This is a genomic window from Microcystis sp. LE19-41.2A (genome assembly GCF_027530405.1).
GTDB classification, from domain to species: Bacteria; Cyanobacteriota; Cyanobacteriia; order Cyanobacteriales; family Microcystaceae; genus Microcystis; species Microcystis aeruginosa.
On record NZ_JAPZQJ010000206.1, the window covers coordinates 1 to 15,142 of the forward strand.

General features: G+C 44.3%; 12 protein-coding genes, 1 tRNA gene and 2 pseudogenes. 10 read left to right on the top strand and 5 right to left on the bottom strand.

Annotated features, from left to right (window positions below; all coding sequences use genetic code 11):
* Positions 1–94, bottom strand: a pseudogene (locus tag O9290_RS09100) (flagellar assembly protein H); the annotation flags it as partial.
* Positions 95–98: 4 nt separating this feature from the next.
* Positions 99–2,102 carry an excinuclease ABC subunit UvrB gene (gene uvrB, locus O9290_RS09105; protein WP_002760832.1) on the bottom strand — a complete coding sequence of 668 codons (2,004 nt, stop codon included), beginning with the start codon at positions 2,100–2,102 and terminating at the stop codon, positions 99–101.
* A gap of 191 nt (positions 2,103–2,293) precedes the next feature.
* Between uvrB and O9290_RS09110 the strand changes: the two genes are divergently transcribed.
* The 4 genes from O9290_RS09110 (at position 2,294) to O9290_RS09125 (ending at position 4,618) form a co-directional block, all read left to right on the top strand.
* Positions 2,294–2,785, top strand: coding sequence for a hypothetical protein (locus O9290_RS09110; RefSeq protein ID WP_002760830.1), 492 nt, complete (start codon positions 2,294–2,296; stop codon positions 2,783–2,785).
* 80 nt (positions 2,786–2,865) lie between these two features.
* Positions 2,866–3,618, top strand: a complete 753-nt coding sequence (locus O9290_RS09115) for a class I SAM-dependent methyltransferase (RefSeq protein WP_288056832.1) — start codon at positions 2,866–2,868, stop codon at positions 3,616–3,618.
* 55 nt (positions 3,619–3,673) lie between these two features.
* Positions 3,674–4,195 (top strand): hypothetical protein, encoded by a 522-nt coding sequence (locus O9290_RS09120; RefSeq protein ID WP_002760827.1) that lies wholly within the window; start codon positions 3,674–3,676, stop codon positions 4,193–4,195.
* A 24-nt stretch (positions 4,196–4,219) separates the two neighbouring features.
* Complete coding sequence (locus O9290_RS09125) at positions 4,220–4,618, top strand: hypothetical protein (protein ID WP_002760825.1); 399 nt, start codon at positions 4,220–4,222, stop codon at positions 4,616–4,618.
* 12 nt (positions 4,619–4,630) lie between these two features.
* Here the strand turns inward: O9290_RS09125 and O9290_RS09130 are convergent, their stop codons facing one another.
* Positions 4,631–7,744: a hybrid sensor histidine kinase/response regulator gene (locus O9290_RS09130; RefSeq protein ID WP_288056835.1), complete on the bottom strand. Its 3,114-nt coding sequence runs from the start codon at positions 7,742–7,744 to the stop codon at positions 4,631–4,633.
* A gap of 106 nt (positions 7,745–7,850) precedes the next feature.
* On the opposite strand from O9290_RS09130, the gene O9290_RS09135 reads away from it, so the two are divergent.
* The gene (locus O9290_RS09135; RefSeq protein ID WP_288056838.1) at positions 7,851–8,513 is read left to right on the top strand and encodes a class I SAM-dependent methyltransferase; all 663 of its coding nucleotides are present in this window, start codon (positions 7,851–7,853) and stop codon (positions 8,511–8,513) included.
* Between the two features lie 103 nt (positions 8,514–8,616).
* Here O9290_RS09135 and O9290_RS09140 read toward each other — a convergent pair.
* Positions 8,617–8,703: transfer RNA gene (locus O9290_RS09140), tRNA-Ser, on the bottom strand.
* A gap of 354 nt (positions 8,704–9,057) precedes the next feature.
* On the opposite strand from O9290_RS09140, the gene O9290_RS09145 reads away from it, so the two are divergent.
* The 5 genes from O9290_RS09145 to O9290_RS09165 all read left to right on the top strand — a co-directional run bounded on the left by O9290_RS09145 (position 9,058) and on the right by O9290_RS09165 (position 14,588).
* Positions 9,058–9,999, top strand: coding sequence for a homogentisate phytyltransferase (locus O9290_RS09145; protein ID WP_288056840.1), 942 nt, complete (start codon positions 9,058–9,060; stop codon positions 9,997–9,999).
* The gene (locus O9290_RS09150; protein WP_288056842.1) at positions 9,996–12,245 is read left to right on the top strand and encodes a hypothetical protein; all 2,250 of its coding nucleotides are present in this window, start codon (positions 9,996–9,998) and stop codon (positions 12,243–12,245) included. The genes O9290_RS09145 and O9290_RS09150 overlap by 4 nt, the downstream gene beginning before the upstream one ends.
* A gap of 164 nt (positions 12,246–12,409) precedes the next feature.
* Positions 12,410–12,778, top strand: coding sequence for a 2Fe-2S iron-sulfur cluster-binding protein (locus tag O9290_RS09155; RefSeq protein ID WP_002760814.1), 369 nt, complete (start codon positions 12,410–12,412; stop codon positions 12,776–12,778).
* Between the two features lie 14 nt (positions 12,779–12,792).
* A complete protein-coding gene (locus tag O9290_RS09160) occupies positions 12,793–13,614 on the top strand; it encodes an inositol monophosphatase family protein (RefSeq protein WP_288056844.1) in 822 nt (273 codons plus the stop codon).
* Positions 13,615–13,646: 32 nt separating this feature from the next.
* The gene (locus tag O9290_RS09165) at positions 13,647–14,588 is read left to right on the top strand and encodes a J domain-containing protein (protein WP_288056846.1); all 942 of its coding nucleotides are present in this window, start codon (positions 13,647–13,649) and stop codon (positions 14,586–14,588) included.
* Between the two features lie 291 nt (positions 14,589–14,879).
* Here the strand turns inward: O9290_RS09165 and O9290_RS09170 are convergent.
* Positions 14,880–15,142, bottom strand: a pseudogene (locus O9290_RS09170) (transposase); the annotation flags it as partial.

Genomic DNA, 15,142 nt, shown 5'->3' on the forward strand with positions numbered 1-15,142 from the left:
CTCGTACAACCCGTGCCGATTTTACCTCTCCCAGAGAAGATAATAATTCTTCGAGATAATCTTTGGCAAACTGGTCATGAATAAATCTAGTCATAGGCTTATCTAACATGATTTAATAACTTATCTCGTAATTGCTTAATCTGATCACGATATTTAGCTGCTGACTCGAATTCTAGGTTTTTCGCCGCTTCTTTCATTTGCGCTTCTAGTTGTTGAATTAACTCGGGAATTTGTTCCAAAGAAAGCTCTTCTATATTCTCACAAACCTGCTCTAATTGTTGGGAATTTAGGCGACGGGAAATATCCAGAAAAGCCAAAATTGAATTACTTGACCTTTTAACAATCGGTTGCGGAATAATCCCATGTTGCTGATTATACTCCTGTTGAATAGCGCGTCGTCTCTTGGTTTCTTCGATCGCATTAATCATACTATCGGTGAGATTATCTCCGTAAAGAATTGCCTGACCGCGAATATGACGAGCGGCCCGGCCGATAGTTTGAATTAAAGAGCGGGTAGCCCTTAAAAATCCTTCCTTATCTGCGTCTAAAATCGCCACTAAAGACACTTCCGGCAGGTCTAACCCCTCGCGAAGCAAATTCACCCCGATCAGCACGTCAAAGACCCCTTCTCGCAGGTCTTGGATAATTTCAATCCGTTGAATTGATTGAATTTCTGAATGTAGATATCTAACTTTAATTCCCCTTTCTTGCAAGTATTCGGTTAAATCTTCCGCCATGCGTTTAGTTAAAGTGGTAATCAAAACCCGTTCATTTAACTGCACTCGCTCCTTAATTTCCCCTAATAAATCATCTACTTGTCCCTCGGTTGGTCGCACAAAAATCTCAGGGTCTAAAACTCCCGTCGGTCGGATAATTTGTTCAACAATGCGATTTTCTGACTGTTCTAATTCCCAATCTCCCGGAGTGGCCGAAACCAAAATACATTGATTAACTTTCTGCCAAAATTCTTCCGACTTCAAAGGACGATTATCCGCAGCACTGGGTAAACGAAACCCGTGATCGATCAAAACTTTTTTTCGTGATTGATCGCCATTATACATCCCGCGAATTTGCGGCACACTAACATGAGATTCATCCACAACTAATAACCAATCTTGGGGAAAATAATCCACCAAACATTCCGGCGGTTCCCCCGCTAATCTACCCGCTAAATGCCGCGAATAATTTTCTACGCCATTACAATAACCCACTTCCTGCAACATTTCTAAATCATAACGAGTCCGTTGGTCTAAACGTTGCGCTTCCAGTAATTTGCCCGCTTTTTCTAACTCCAATAAACGGTTATCTAACTCGGTTTTAATATCCCGACAAGCCACCTCTAAACGCTCCTCCGGGGTAACAAAGTGACGGGCCGGATAAATACTAATTCGCTCTAATTTTTGCAAAACTTCCCCCGTCAGGGGATCGAGATAACGAATACTTTCAATCTCATCGCCAAAAAAATCAATTTTAATAACCCGATCCTCGTAAGCGGGAACAATTTCCAAAATATCGCCCTTCAGACGAAAACGACCGCGAGTTAACTCCAAATCATTGCGATTGTACTGCACTGACACCAAGGCCCGTAATAATTGCCTTTGGTCGAACTCTTGACCAACTGTTAAGGAAATCGCCGCTTTTAGGTATTCCGCAGGCATTCCTAAACCATAAATACAACTAATGGAAGCGACGACGATCACATCCCTGCGTTCAAACAGCGATCGCGTGGCCGAATGGCGCAGCATATCGATCTCATCATTAATCGAAGAACTCTTTTCGATATAGGTATCGCTGACGGGAATATAAGCCTCCGGTTGATAGTAGTCGTAATAGCTGATAAAGTATTCCACGGCGTTATTGGGGAAAAATTGCCGCAATTCGTTGCATAATTGGGCCGCCAGGGTCTTATTATGGGCAAGGACGAGGGTAGGCCTGCCAATTTTCTCGATCACAGCGGCAATGGTGAAGGTTTTGCCGGTGCCGGTTGCCCCTAGGAGGGTTTGGAAACGATGCTGGTTTTGCAGGGAATCTACCAATTTATTGATCGCTGCCGGTTGATCCCCAGTGGGTTGAAAGGGTGCTTGTAGTTGAAAAGCGGTCATTAGCGGCTAGGTGTAGAGAACAGGCAAAATAAATTATCAATCAAATTACCAACACTTATAGGGTTTTGGGAAAGAAAGATGTATCTTAATATTAGAGAGGATTTTAAAAAAAGATTAAAAGTCTTCGAGAATACCCTAAACTTAAATCTTATCGTTTCCCCGAAGCTATTAACGGAAAGGAGTATCAGGTTATGACGGTGGAAAATCTAGAAACGAACGGGACTCAAACCCCAGCAACCACAGAAGAAAAGACCAGCAGCCCACGCGGTAAAGCTACTACGGCTAAAACCGCCAAAGATAAAGAAGTGGTCGCCCTTTCGGTGAAAAACAACGCTGAATCGGCTTCCAAAGCCTTAAAATTCTATCAACCTGAACATCGCTTACCCGAAAATCGTCCTGTTGGTACTAGCCATCTTCACTTCACGGAAGATGAAATGTTACCAGGGGGCCGTCCCGTGGAAGTTAGCCATCTGAAAGTGGTTAGTACCTATTCTTCCGTCGGTGGATTGCGTCCTGTCGGCTCTAGTGGTATGGAAGTCAGTAGCACTCTAGCGATTTCTGGCAATCGTCCGATCGCTCTCAGTCATCTGCACATTAGCGAAACTTATACAGTCATGGGTAATCGTCCCGTTGCTTCCAATGAAATCGATGATCCCGAAACTTTAATGGGATTTTTGGATTAATTGTTTTGTTGATCAAGACGGATTTTTTCCCTGTCCCGGACGGGGAATTTATTTTTTCTAGCCCACCGTTTTTAATCCCGATGCTGTTTAAGCAAAAATTTTTCTTAATTGTCTCGTTTCTAATAGTGGTTTTTTGCGGTTTCGGATTATTAAATCTTACCTACGATGCTTCAGTTTTAGCGCAAGAGGAATATTATCAGATTCGATCGCTTCATAGTCGCGATGGTATCGGTAAATTTTATCTAGGACGGGAAATCGCTAAAGTCATGGGACACCAAGAAATGTTATGGTTAGAACGTCCTAGTCGCCGTTTCACGGAAAAACCCGATGATCTGATCACCGCACTACATTTAAAACCCACAGACCTAGTGGCAGATATCGGTGCGGGGACAGGTTATTTGAGTTTTCCTATGGCGAATTTAGTAGAACAAGTTTTCGCTGTCGATGTGCAACCAGAAATGTTAGGGGCAATTGATTTTTTAGCCGAGGAAAATCAAGTGAAGAATATAACCACAATTCTCGCCACAGAAACCGATCCCAAATTGCCTATAAATGCGATCGATTTAGCTTTAATGGTCGATGCTTATCACGAGTTTTCCTCTCCCCGCGAGATGATGGAGAATCTGGTCAAATCCTTAAAACCCGATGGTAGGGTGGTATTAGTAGAATACCGTCGTGAAAATCCCCTGATTCCCATCAAAGCCCTTCATAAAATGACCCGCAGACAGGTAGAAAAAGAAATGGCCGCTGTTGGTTTACTGCCAGAAGAAATCATCGAGACTTTGCCCCAACAACATTTAATGATTTTCCAAAAGGCTGGTTCTTCGGGTTAATTTTATCGGTAAGCTTGGGTATCATAAGATTATCTAGGCAAAGAGGTAGATAAACATGGATATCGACGATCGAGTAGATTCTCTCTATAAACTAGCCAGAAATTATCCAGATAATCGGGAGTTACAAGAAGCTGTTGCTGTAATTAAGTCCCTGCGAAGCTCTCAAGGACAATATAAACGATGGAATCAGCAATATCGAGATGATAACAGTCATTTAAAAGACCAAATTGTTGAAATATCTGCCACTAATGTTGACCTGCAAAAAGAATTAGATTCTTTAACTTCAGAAATGCGGAATTTAACTGAAGAAAAAGCCAAAATTACGGCGGAGCGAGAGAAAGTTATTGCTGAATTAAAGCAGATCGAAATGGAAGTAAAAGTGGCGGCCCATAATGTCCGTAGTACCAAGTCTGTATATGGAAAGCTAACTATTTTATGGACTTTAGTGAAATCTCTATTTCTCGATGATAACTGGGAAGATTTTGGTTCGATAGATAATAACTTGCCCTCCGATCCTGACCGGCCACAAATGGGGAGTGGTCAGTCAAATATCAACAAATCTTTGCTAGATAAATAAATCAGTTAAGGAGTAAAATCAATCATGTCTAGAATCAGTAAATTAATTGCTAACCTAGAAGATTTGCACCAGCAGGATCTAAAAAATGCCGCCCAAGTTTACGGAATTACGGCCACGTTGACTGTCCGCTTGCAAGAAGTTTTAAATAGTTTAAGCGAGCAAAATTTGAATATTGCCCATAAGTCTTTGCCTGAAGGAAATTTAACTAAAGATGATATTATCTCCCTTTACGGTAACTATAATAATGCCTATAAAGCCTATAAAGAAGCCTACAATATTAAATGCTCAAAGGGATGGGAGGCATTTTTGCAAGCGATTCATGGTTTAAAACCTCCCGGTCTTTCTCTTAGTTTAGAGCAGCGCGTCGAACAGTTAGAGAAAACGGTAAAAACCTTAGTGGAAATTCTCCTCGATAAAACTTAACTCCAACTGAACTTAATCTGCGGGACTGTCTTTTTGGATTAACACCTCACCAGCGATTAAACGTTGGGCTGCCAACAGCAACACATCCTCAATATAGGGCTTGACAAAATAACCTTTTGCCCCTTTAGCTGCGGCGAGATGCTGCATTTTTTGCGACCCTCGCGAGGTAATCATCGCTACTGGTATCCCTTGAAGTTGTTCATCCTCTTGCAGACGAGAGAGCAATTCTAACCCATTCAGGCGAGGCATTTCGATATCGCAGAGAATCAGATCACAAGCTAATCCGGCCTGTAATTTTTCCCATGCTTCTAAACCGTCCCTGGCCTTTTCAATGCGATAACCAGCTTTAACCAAAGAAATCGCCAACATTTCCCGCACCGTTACCCAATCATCGACAATCAAGACCCGAGGAGGGGATTGTACCCAAAAATTAGGGTGATTACTGTCAATAATCGTTGTATCCGTGGATAAAGACCGATTAGAAGTCGCTTTAATACTATTAGCTAGTAACACTTCCCCCGCAATCATTCTTTCAGCTGCCGAGAGTAAATCTCTTTCCGTGTAGGGCTTGGTAAAATAACCACTGGCCCCTAATGTCGCCGCCACCTGACGATGACGTTCCGCTCCTCGGGAAGTCAATAAAGCCACGGGAATCGACGCTAATCGGGGGTCTTTTTGCAAATTATAGAGTAATTCTAGGCCATTCATGCGGGGCATCTCGATATCGCAGAAAACGATATCACAGGGCAAACCGCCGCGTAATTTTTCCCAAGCTTCTTGACCATCCCGGGCCTGTTCCACACGATAACCGGCTTTACTAAAGCTTAAAGAGAGCAATTCCAGGACAGTAATCGAATCATCGACAATCAGAACCATAGCCTCCGATTTTTGGCTAGTTTCCACCGCTACGGGAGGGACAGGTTGGCGCCAAAGACCACCGTTATCGGTACGCAGACGACCCCTGGCGATGTCAATTAACTCTAACACATCGCCGATCGGCATCACCGTACCATCGCCCAAAACCGTCGCCCCAGCAATCCCAGCCGTTTTCGGAATCGGTCCTTCGATCTGTTTGATGACGATTTCCAGTTCACCGATCACTTGATCCACCTGTACCGCAAGGAGATTATTACCACCGCGCAGGATCACGATCGAAAAAGAGTCTTCCTCCTGTTTGCCGGTGTAAAAACTACCGCGACTTAGTTGCCGATTGTAGGAAAGCAATTCGCTCAAGGGTTGGAAGGGTAGTAAAGTATTTTGCCAGAAAACGCAGCGCCGTCCCTCCCGATCGATTTGCATCTCGCTGGCCCGGAAATCCTTCATATCTTCCACTCCGTCCATGGAGAAACCGATGCGCGCATGATTACTAACACAACAGAGGGCCTTACAGATAGTCAGGGTTAGGGGTAAACGGAGCGTAAAAGTGCTTCCTTTGCCCAGTACCGAGTCAATAGTAACAGTCCCGCGCACATCGATTAAACTGGTCCGCACCACATCTAAACCCACCCCACGACCGGAAAAATCATCGGCCTGATCTTTGGTACTAAAACCGGGGTGAAAGAGGAGTTCATAGACTCCTTGGGGACTGAGGTGTTCAGCTTCCTGAGCGCCGATCAGGCCTTTTTCGATCGCCTTGCGTTTCACCTGATCAGCATCAATACCGGCCCCATCATCACTAACGGTGATCACGGTTTGATTACCCTGTAGGAATGCCCCCACAGAGATGGTACCGAGGGCCGGTTTCCCTTTGGCCAGGCGTTCTTGGGGTGATTCAATGCCGTGGGTGATCGCATTGTTGACCAAATGGGTCATGGGACTATTGAGATGTTCGAGGATCATCTTATCGATGAGAACATCACCCCCTTCCACTTTTAATTTGGCTTGTTTATCGAGTTTCAGGGAAATATCGCGAATTGCCCGGGGTAGGCGATCGGCAGTTTGACTAAAGGGAACCATGCGCGATTTGGTCATCCCTTCCTGTAGTTGAGTGGTGGCCTGTCGCAGACTGTGCGTCACCTGATCGGTTTCATCGACGACAAATTGAAGATCAGAGGCCGATTCTCGCACTCGTACGATCAATTCGATCATCTCTTGGGATAATAAATGGAAATCGGTAAAACGGTCGATCTCTAGGGCATCTAGTTGACCGGCCATGGCCGAATCCCCCTGATTTTCTCCCTGAACTCTACCGTAACCGATGGCACCACCGTAATTGCGACTAGCCAGTAAAGCCCCTTCTAGGAGGCTTCTTTCATAGAGATCCTGCATCCGACTGCCCACATCCCCCAGATGTTGGACGCAGGTTAGCAAATTATCTAAAAAGAGACGCAGGCGCTCCTGTTCCTCTTCCAGGCGATTGCGTTTAACCACCAGTTCCCCGATCAGATTGCTGAGGTTATCCAATTGTTTGATCGGCACCCGCATCGTCTGTTCAAAAGCTTTACTGACAAGGGGACGCAGGTTTTTTGACCCGACCGGTGAACTGAAACTGGCCGCCGGATTTGCTGCCATCACCTGATTGGTTTCTTCGAGGAGTTTTTCTAAATCCCTGAATTCATCCTCTGGGAGGCTTTCTGGCGCAATTTCCAGTGATTCTAACCCTTGCAGAGGTTCCGCCGCCGCCACCGGGTCCACTGCTGGGGATTCCCAGAGAAGGACCTCTAGGGATTCAAAGATGTCTGGTAGTGGTGGTTGCTCTGGTGGCGTGGGTTTTTCCAGAAAAGCTTCTAGGTCTTCGAGGCTGTCGTAAAAATTAGGGCGGCTGATGGTTATAATTGCTTCTGAGTCTGGAACCGCTGCCTTTTCTAGCAGCAGTGATGCTAGATCATCCCCATCTTCCGGTTCTGCCTTGGGAGCCGGCTCACGGGTAGAATAAAGATTATTAGTCGGGGCATCTTTCCAATTGATGCTATCGCCAAACAGTTCCTCTAATTCCCTTTCCGAGGTCAAGGAAGACGGGGTTTGGCTAAGAGAGTCCCTAGATCTGGCTGCTGGAGAGGGACTCTGCTCCAATAAAAAGCTGAGTTCGTCTAGAGCCTCATTACCGTCGGCGTCTTTGTCTTCTAAACTCTCTAACAACTGTTCGATATCTTCGTTAAAGAGATGATCCGAGTCGGGTTTCATCATGATTTGCTTCCTGCCAAGTCTTCCTTTTTGGTTAACCAATACGGTCTCTCTAGCTTCAGATTACCCAGAATTTTACTCGATAACTCTATCCTTTAGCAATTTTTTTATGGCTAATCAAACTCTTGGACTCGATCAACAATTTTACTCCTATTATCAATCTATCTGTCTGCGAGAATCTCCGATTTTAGCTCAATTACGTCAAGAAACTGCCTCTCAACCCCTGGCAGTCATGCAGATTGCCCCCGAACAAGGTCAGTTTATGGCTTTTTTGGTACAGGCGATCGGGGCGAAAAAAACCCTAGAAATAGGGGTTTTTACCGGTTATAGTTCTCTAGTGGTAGCCTTAGCTTTACCCCCAGAAGGCAAGCTGATCGCCTGTGATCTAAGGGAAGAATATACCAGTATAGCCCGCCGTTATTGGCAGCAGGCCGGTGTCGCCGATAAAATCGATTTAAGAATTGCCCCGGCCCTGGAGACTTTAGATCAATTAATCGCCGGGGGAGAAAGTAATAGTTTTGATTTTGTCTTTATCGATGCCGATAAAAGTAATTATGATCCCTACTACGAACGGGCGTTACAATTGGTCAGAAGCGGCGGAATTATCGCCATCGATAATGTTTTTTGGTCGGGACGAGTAGCGGCGGCCGATAGCACCGATAATCGCACCAAAATTATCCGTTCACTTAATGCCAAAATTCAGCAGGATGAACGGGTAAGTATCAGTATTATTCCTATTGGTGATGGGTTGACCCTAGCAATGAAAAAGTAAAGAAGTTGGGGAGATTAGAAAAGCTTTTGCTCTTGCGGAAACCACCCAAGACAACGCTACATCCTTTAAGCTCCTTAACGACAGCACTAAGTTATCAGTTCAACGGAGAGGGTGGGATTTGAACCCACGTTAGGTGTGACCCTAAAGCAGATTTCGAGTCTGCCGCATTCAACCACTCTGCCACCTCTCCACAGGGTTTTAGTCTGGATTATCATTTTAACAGATTACTTCCCCTAGGATTGATTTTTTTTGATAGACCTCTTGCATAATCTATTTTTGAGGGTTTAAAAACGTCAAAAATAAGGATTAAGTGGCATAAACTATCTAAATATAGCGTTTCCTAAGCTAGTGAGGTACACCTGTTTTTCTTCCCCTTTGCCTTTTGCCTCTTGCCTTTTGCCTAAAACCCAGAACTTTTGTACCTCAGCAGACTGAAAAACGCTATAGACTATTTAATCGATTATTATTCATTATTGATTCTCCTGACTACTGACGACCGACTCCTCAGCAACCATAACAATTTTTGATTTTTACCGGAGGTCTGATGAATCAAGCTCCTTTTCTTCCAGTTAACCATCCCCAGCCTAACTTTCTCCACTGGTTAGGGAGTCTCTGGAAATTTTCCCGTCCCCATACGATTATCGGCACTTCTTTAAGTGTTTTAAGTCTGTATTTAATTGCTTTGGGCAATATTAGCGATTTTTTTAGCCATTGGCCAGTTTTATTGCTCACTTGGGTCGCTTGTCTTGCGGGTAATGTCTATATCGTCGGTTTAAATCAGTTGGAAGACATCGACATCGATAAAATCAATAAACCCCATCTTCCCCTAGCCAAGGGCGAATTTTCTCGGTTAACAGGACGGTTAATCGTGGTTTTAAGCGGTATTTTAGCAATTATACTGGCTTTTATCGGTGGTTTTTGGCTGTTAATCACCGTGGGGATTAGTTTACTCATCGGTACTGCCTATTCCTTGCCACCAGTGCGTTTAAAACGCTTTCCCCTCTGGTCCGCCTTCTGTATTTTTACCGTCCGGGGTGTCATCGTCAATTTAGGTCTTTTTCGCCACTACAACACAGTTATTAATCAAAATCAGTCTATCTATCCCTCAGTCTGGGTTTTAACAGCTTTTGTTCTCGTTTTCACCGTTGCGATCGCTATTTTCAAGGATGTTCCTGACCTAGAAGGCGATCGCATTTACCAAATTACCACTTTTACCCTGCTTCTCGGTCCTCAAAAAATCTTAACAATTTCCCTATTGACAATTTCTCTATGTTATGCGGGGATGATTGCCGTCGGTCTCTTGGGGATAACGGGAATTAATTCTCCTCTGGCCATTGTCGCCCATCTGCTCCTACTTGTTCTTCTTTGGTGGCGTAGTCGCGGAGTAAATTTAGAAGATAAAAGCGAAATCAGCCAATTCTACCAATTTATTTGGAAATTATTCTTCCTAGAATACCTGATATTTCCCCTCGCTTGTTTAATATGAAAATATCTCCTTTTTTAGCGGCCATTCCCTTACTTTTGCTAGGTGGTACAAGCGCACCAAGTCAAGAAACCATCGATCCGCAACTATTAACCGGCAACCTTCGTTTAACCCTGAAAAATGGTGTTTGGAAACTGTGGCAAGATCAACCCGTTTATCAAAATCTTACCCTAGATTTAAGCTGTGATCACGCTGTTTGTCAGCCGTCGGTGTGGGGATACGCGCTCAAATTCAATAAAGAAGTGGATCACCAAGGTACGGTAAAAGCGATTAAATTAGACAATGCTTGGCGATTACAGGTGAAAATGAACATTCAAACTCACCCTTGGCAAGGGGAAGTCAGGGAAGCTATCTATAATATCGAAATTGTCCCCTACCAAGACCAACTTATCGGCAGTTATCAAGGCACTTTAGGGGGAAGAAGACTACAAAACCAAGTTAATGGCACAATTTCCCCTTTATGGCCTAATCCTGTCCCTAATCATCAACCCCTACAAGCGCGAGAACATCCCCGTTTAATCTTTCGCAAGTCAGAATTAACTAATCTCAGAGAAAAAGCGAAAACTCCCATCGGTAAAACTATTATCGCCCAATTAAACAACAGTTTACAAGAAAAAATTTATTACGATGGTTATGTTCCTAATGGTGGTTATCATGCCACAGGTCATTGTTTTTTAGCAATTTTAAATCAAGATAGAAAATCAGCAGAAATCGCCTGGGAAATTATCGAAAAAACCCGTAAAAATCGGGGAAGGAGAGTCTTAGAACAAGCGCCAATTGTCGCTGGAGTCGCTCTCGCCTACGATCTTTGTTATGATTTTTGGGGAGAAAAGCGCCAACGGGAAATTACTCGCTGGTTATCCAGTGAAAGTAAAAAACTTCTCAAAGGTGGTTCACCCAAAGATGGATGGAATGGAGAGGCAGTTAGTAACTGGAATGCGCGGGCCAGAGGTGCGGCAGGATTAGCTAGTTTAGCGATTCTCAAGGAAGATTTACCGCCCGATTCTCTCTATTCTCCCTCTGCACAGGTGGAAATGGCCAAACGTCACCTAGAACGCTATTTTACCACAGCTATCGGCGATCGAGGATTTGGCACAGAAGGAGATTTATACACCACCGAACCCATGGTTATCGCTGTTTTTCCCTTTTTGCAAGGGTATCGAAATAGTCTCGGATTAGACTTAGTAACTGGTTCCTCGGCAGCCCAATTGATCCCCCATTATTTAACCAGAATTGTCCCTAAAAATGGTCAATTATTGATTCCTGCTTATGGCAGACATCAGATGTTTGTAGGAGTGTCTTTATTAACTATCGGATTGGGAATTACCGATAAATCATGGCTGCCAGCGCTAAAATGGCGATTACAAGGACAGGAAAAACAACTTTTTCACCCCCATTATCCCCATATTGCCCCTTTTCTTCTCGCTGCTTATCCATCTAATCTTATTCCCGAAAATCCCGAACGCCAACTTTCCAGGGTTTTAGTTGATCAACAAAAGGGATTTTATGCTTTTCGTAATCGCTGGCAAAATGAAGAGGATTTTGTCGCTAGTATCTATCTTAAACAGCAACCTTTTGTGGGAGGATGGTCTTTTCCCGATGTCGCTAGTGTGAGAATTTGGGGATTAGGAGGACATTGGGCGAGTTTTGAGAGATCAAAAGGCGACTGGAACTCAGAAAATACCGTTATTTTCCCGAAAACACCGCCTTGGACCCAGGCAAAACCGATGACTTTTCAATCTAGTACCGATGGTTCGGGAGTAATTACGTTAAAAACTGATAAAATTAGGGTTAAAGGGGCTGAACCACCCGCAGGAGTTGCTCTAGTTCGCTCTTTCGCCGTCGATTACAGTCTGTCCTCCGGTTCCCCCGGATTATTCGTCTTGATGGATAAATTATTAGGTAAAGTCGAGCAACCAGAATTTATTAATAAAACTTGGGTGATGAATACCCAGGGAAATGTTACTCTCGGAAAAAATAGTTTTACTATCACTCAAAATCGGGCAAATATGCAGGGAACTTTTATAACTCCCGTGACTTTAAAAGTCGAGAAAACTAATACAGGTGAGCGCATTTTAGCCACGGGTAGCGAGGAATTTTTTCTGGTGATGACCGTACAGAAAAGTCGTCCCCCAGCAGTTAAAATTATCGGCAAGGGATTAGATGCGATCGTGCAAATTGGCTCCCAGGAAATCTCAATTATCGACGGTGCAGTTAGATTAAAAGAGATGAATTTTCAAGAGCCATAAAAATTAGCAAGTGACCAAAGAAAAGTTAACAGTTGTCCAGGGGCATTTGTAAAGATGAAGACTATTTGAGCAATTATTGATGATATAATCAAGGTGGCTGACCAAAATAGCCCCTAAATTTAGAACTATCTAAATTGCATCTATAATTTCCGCCTAACTAAACTATGACTAAATATCATCAAATCACCGTTCACAATCGTCAGACGGGCGAAAAATTTGTCACCACCGTTCCAGGGGATAACTATATACTGCACAGTCTGGAAAAACAGAGTCATCAATTACCCTTTTCCTGTCGCAATGGAGCTTGTACCAGCTGTGCGGTCAGGGTATTATCGGGAGATATCCATCAACCAGAAGCGATTGGACTATCGCCGGAATTAAAAGCCAGAGGTTATGCTTTACTTTGTGTCAGTTATGCCCGTAGCGATATGGAAGTAGCCACCCAAGACGAGGATGAAGTCTATGAATTACAATTCGGTCGCTTTTTTGCCCGTGGGAAAGTGCGTTTTGGTTTACCCTTAGATGAAGAATAGATTAGGGATTAATCGTGCCAGATACCAGCAGCCAATTAGAAAAATACCTAGACATTGCCAGCGAAGCCGCCCTAGCAGCGGGAACAATTATCCTCGATAATTGGGGTAAAATCGAGACAATAGAAGAAAAAGGGCGATCGGGCGATTTAGTGACGGAAATAGATCGTCGAGCAGAAACAGAAATTCTCAAAATTATTGGCCGTCACTTTCCCAAACACGGGATTTTAGCGGAAGAATCGGGAAAACTGCCAGGGACGGATAGCGAGTATCTCTGGGCGATCGATCCTCTCGATGGAACCACCAACTATGCCCACGGTTATCCCGTATCCGTCGTCTCCATCGGACTACTGATCGCAGGGATAGCAAAAGTGGGAGTCATCTATAACCCCTTTAGAAAGGAACTATTTCGGGCAGCCCGGGGTTTAGGATCCACCCTGAACCGTCGTCCTATCCATGTCTCCCGGACGAGTGAACTAGAAAAAAGTTTACTGGTGACGGGCTTTGCCTATGATCGTTGTCAAACCCCCGATAATAATTATGCCGAATTCTGTTATCTGACCCATCTGACCCAAGGGGTACGCCGCAGCGGTTCCGCTGCCAAAGACTTAACCGATGTGGCCTGTGGGCGCTTAGATGGTTATTGGGAACGAGGGATTAATCCCTGGGATCTGGCCGCGGGAATTATTCTGATCGAAGAAGCTGGGGGTAAAATTAGCGCCTACGATGAGAGTCCTTTTCTGATAGAAACGGGGCGAATTCTGGCCACTAACGGACACATTCACACCCCCTTAAGCCAGGCTCTGCAAAAAGCTGCCTCTTGGAGTTTTCAGTTTTAATGGGATTATCATTTTAGAGTAGGGTCTGCTGTATGCCTTTTCCGATTTCCCAGGGATTATTTCAATTTGATTTAATCGATCACTTCGCTGTTTTAGGAGTCTCGATCGATGCCGAACATGAGGAGATTCGCGAGTGTTACTTAAAAATCGCCTATAAACTTCACCCCGATACCTGTCGCCTTTACACCCCCGCCGAAAGGGAACAGGCTCATCAGTTACTCGCCAAATTAGTTAACCCAGCCTACGAACATCTAGGCCGCGACCTATCTCGGGAAGAATTCCGCCTTGTTTTAACACAAATGGGTAAGGCAATGGCGCGAGATTCGGGTAAAATCACCATCAATAGCGAACCAGCTAGAAAACTAGCCCAGTCCACCGCTAACTATGAATTAGCCTATCAAAAAATCCTGCAATCTTTGGCGATCGATCAATATACCGCCCTGGAAAATACCTATCAGAAAATCGCCCAACTCAGTGAACTCAATCTGGTTTATCTGATGCTAACCGAAGGTCAGGGCAACAAGAAAACTACCCCGAAAGTCTTTATCTCCCAAGGCAATCCTCGCCAGTCCGAGTTAGTGGTCGCGGCTACCACCACGGCAGCCCCAGCTAAAGCCAAGGAATCGCCCTTAGAAGCCTATATTCGCCGCGCCCAAGCCTCTCTTGACCAAAATAACCCCGCCCAAGCTTTGCGAGAATTGCGCGATGCCCTACGGGAAGAACCAGATAATAGCATCTGTCACGCCCTGCTCGGTTTAGCCTATCTGCGACAAAATCAACTCTCCATGGCCCGGGTTCATATCAATCGCGCTTGGCAAGCCCGCCCCAAAGATGCGACGGTGATTAGGTGCAAACGGGAACTGGATAAAGTAGTTAATCCTAATACTGAAATGGAAGACCAGAAGGGACAAAAAAAGGAAGGGAATACTAAGGGCGGTTTTTGGTCCCTATTTGGTGGTAAAAAGAATAACTAGCTCAAACCATAACGGTATAAGCTTGATACCAAATCGTCATTTTAACCCGCCTGTTACCCCACGCAGGTAACAGGAGAAAAGAAACGATCAGCCCGAGACTCAAGCTCAAACTAGACAGACAAAACAGCTTACCCTGATCAGTAAGTGGGTGGGTGGAATTAAATATAAGATGAACGTAGGTTGGGTTGAAGCATGAAACCCAACGCCCGCATAGTTTACGCTACCGCTAACCCATCCTACAAATAATTGTGCCTCCCTACTTAGGGTTTGCTGAAAAAGTCGCTCAAAGAATTATGCTATTGAGTGCCAATAATTTGTCGCCCAAGTGATAAGTTTTACTTGAGTAAAACTTATCACTTTTAACATAATTTTTATTAAAGCGTTGCCGACATCTTAGTTCTTTTGTTCGCCCGGAAATCAAGAAAGACAAAAAAAGCCCAAAAAACTGCCGAAGCAGTCGGGAAAGATTGACAACCAAAAAGGTAATAGCAATGGACGTTTCTGAAGTTTCAGGTAGTTTTGTCATGCACAGATTTAAACCAAATCTTCTCTTA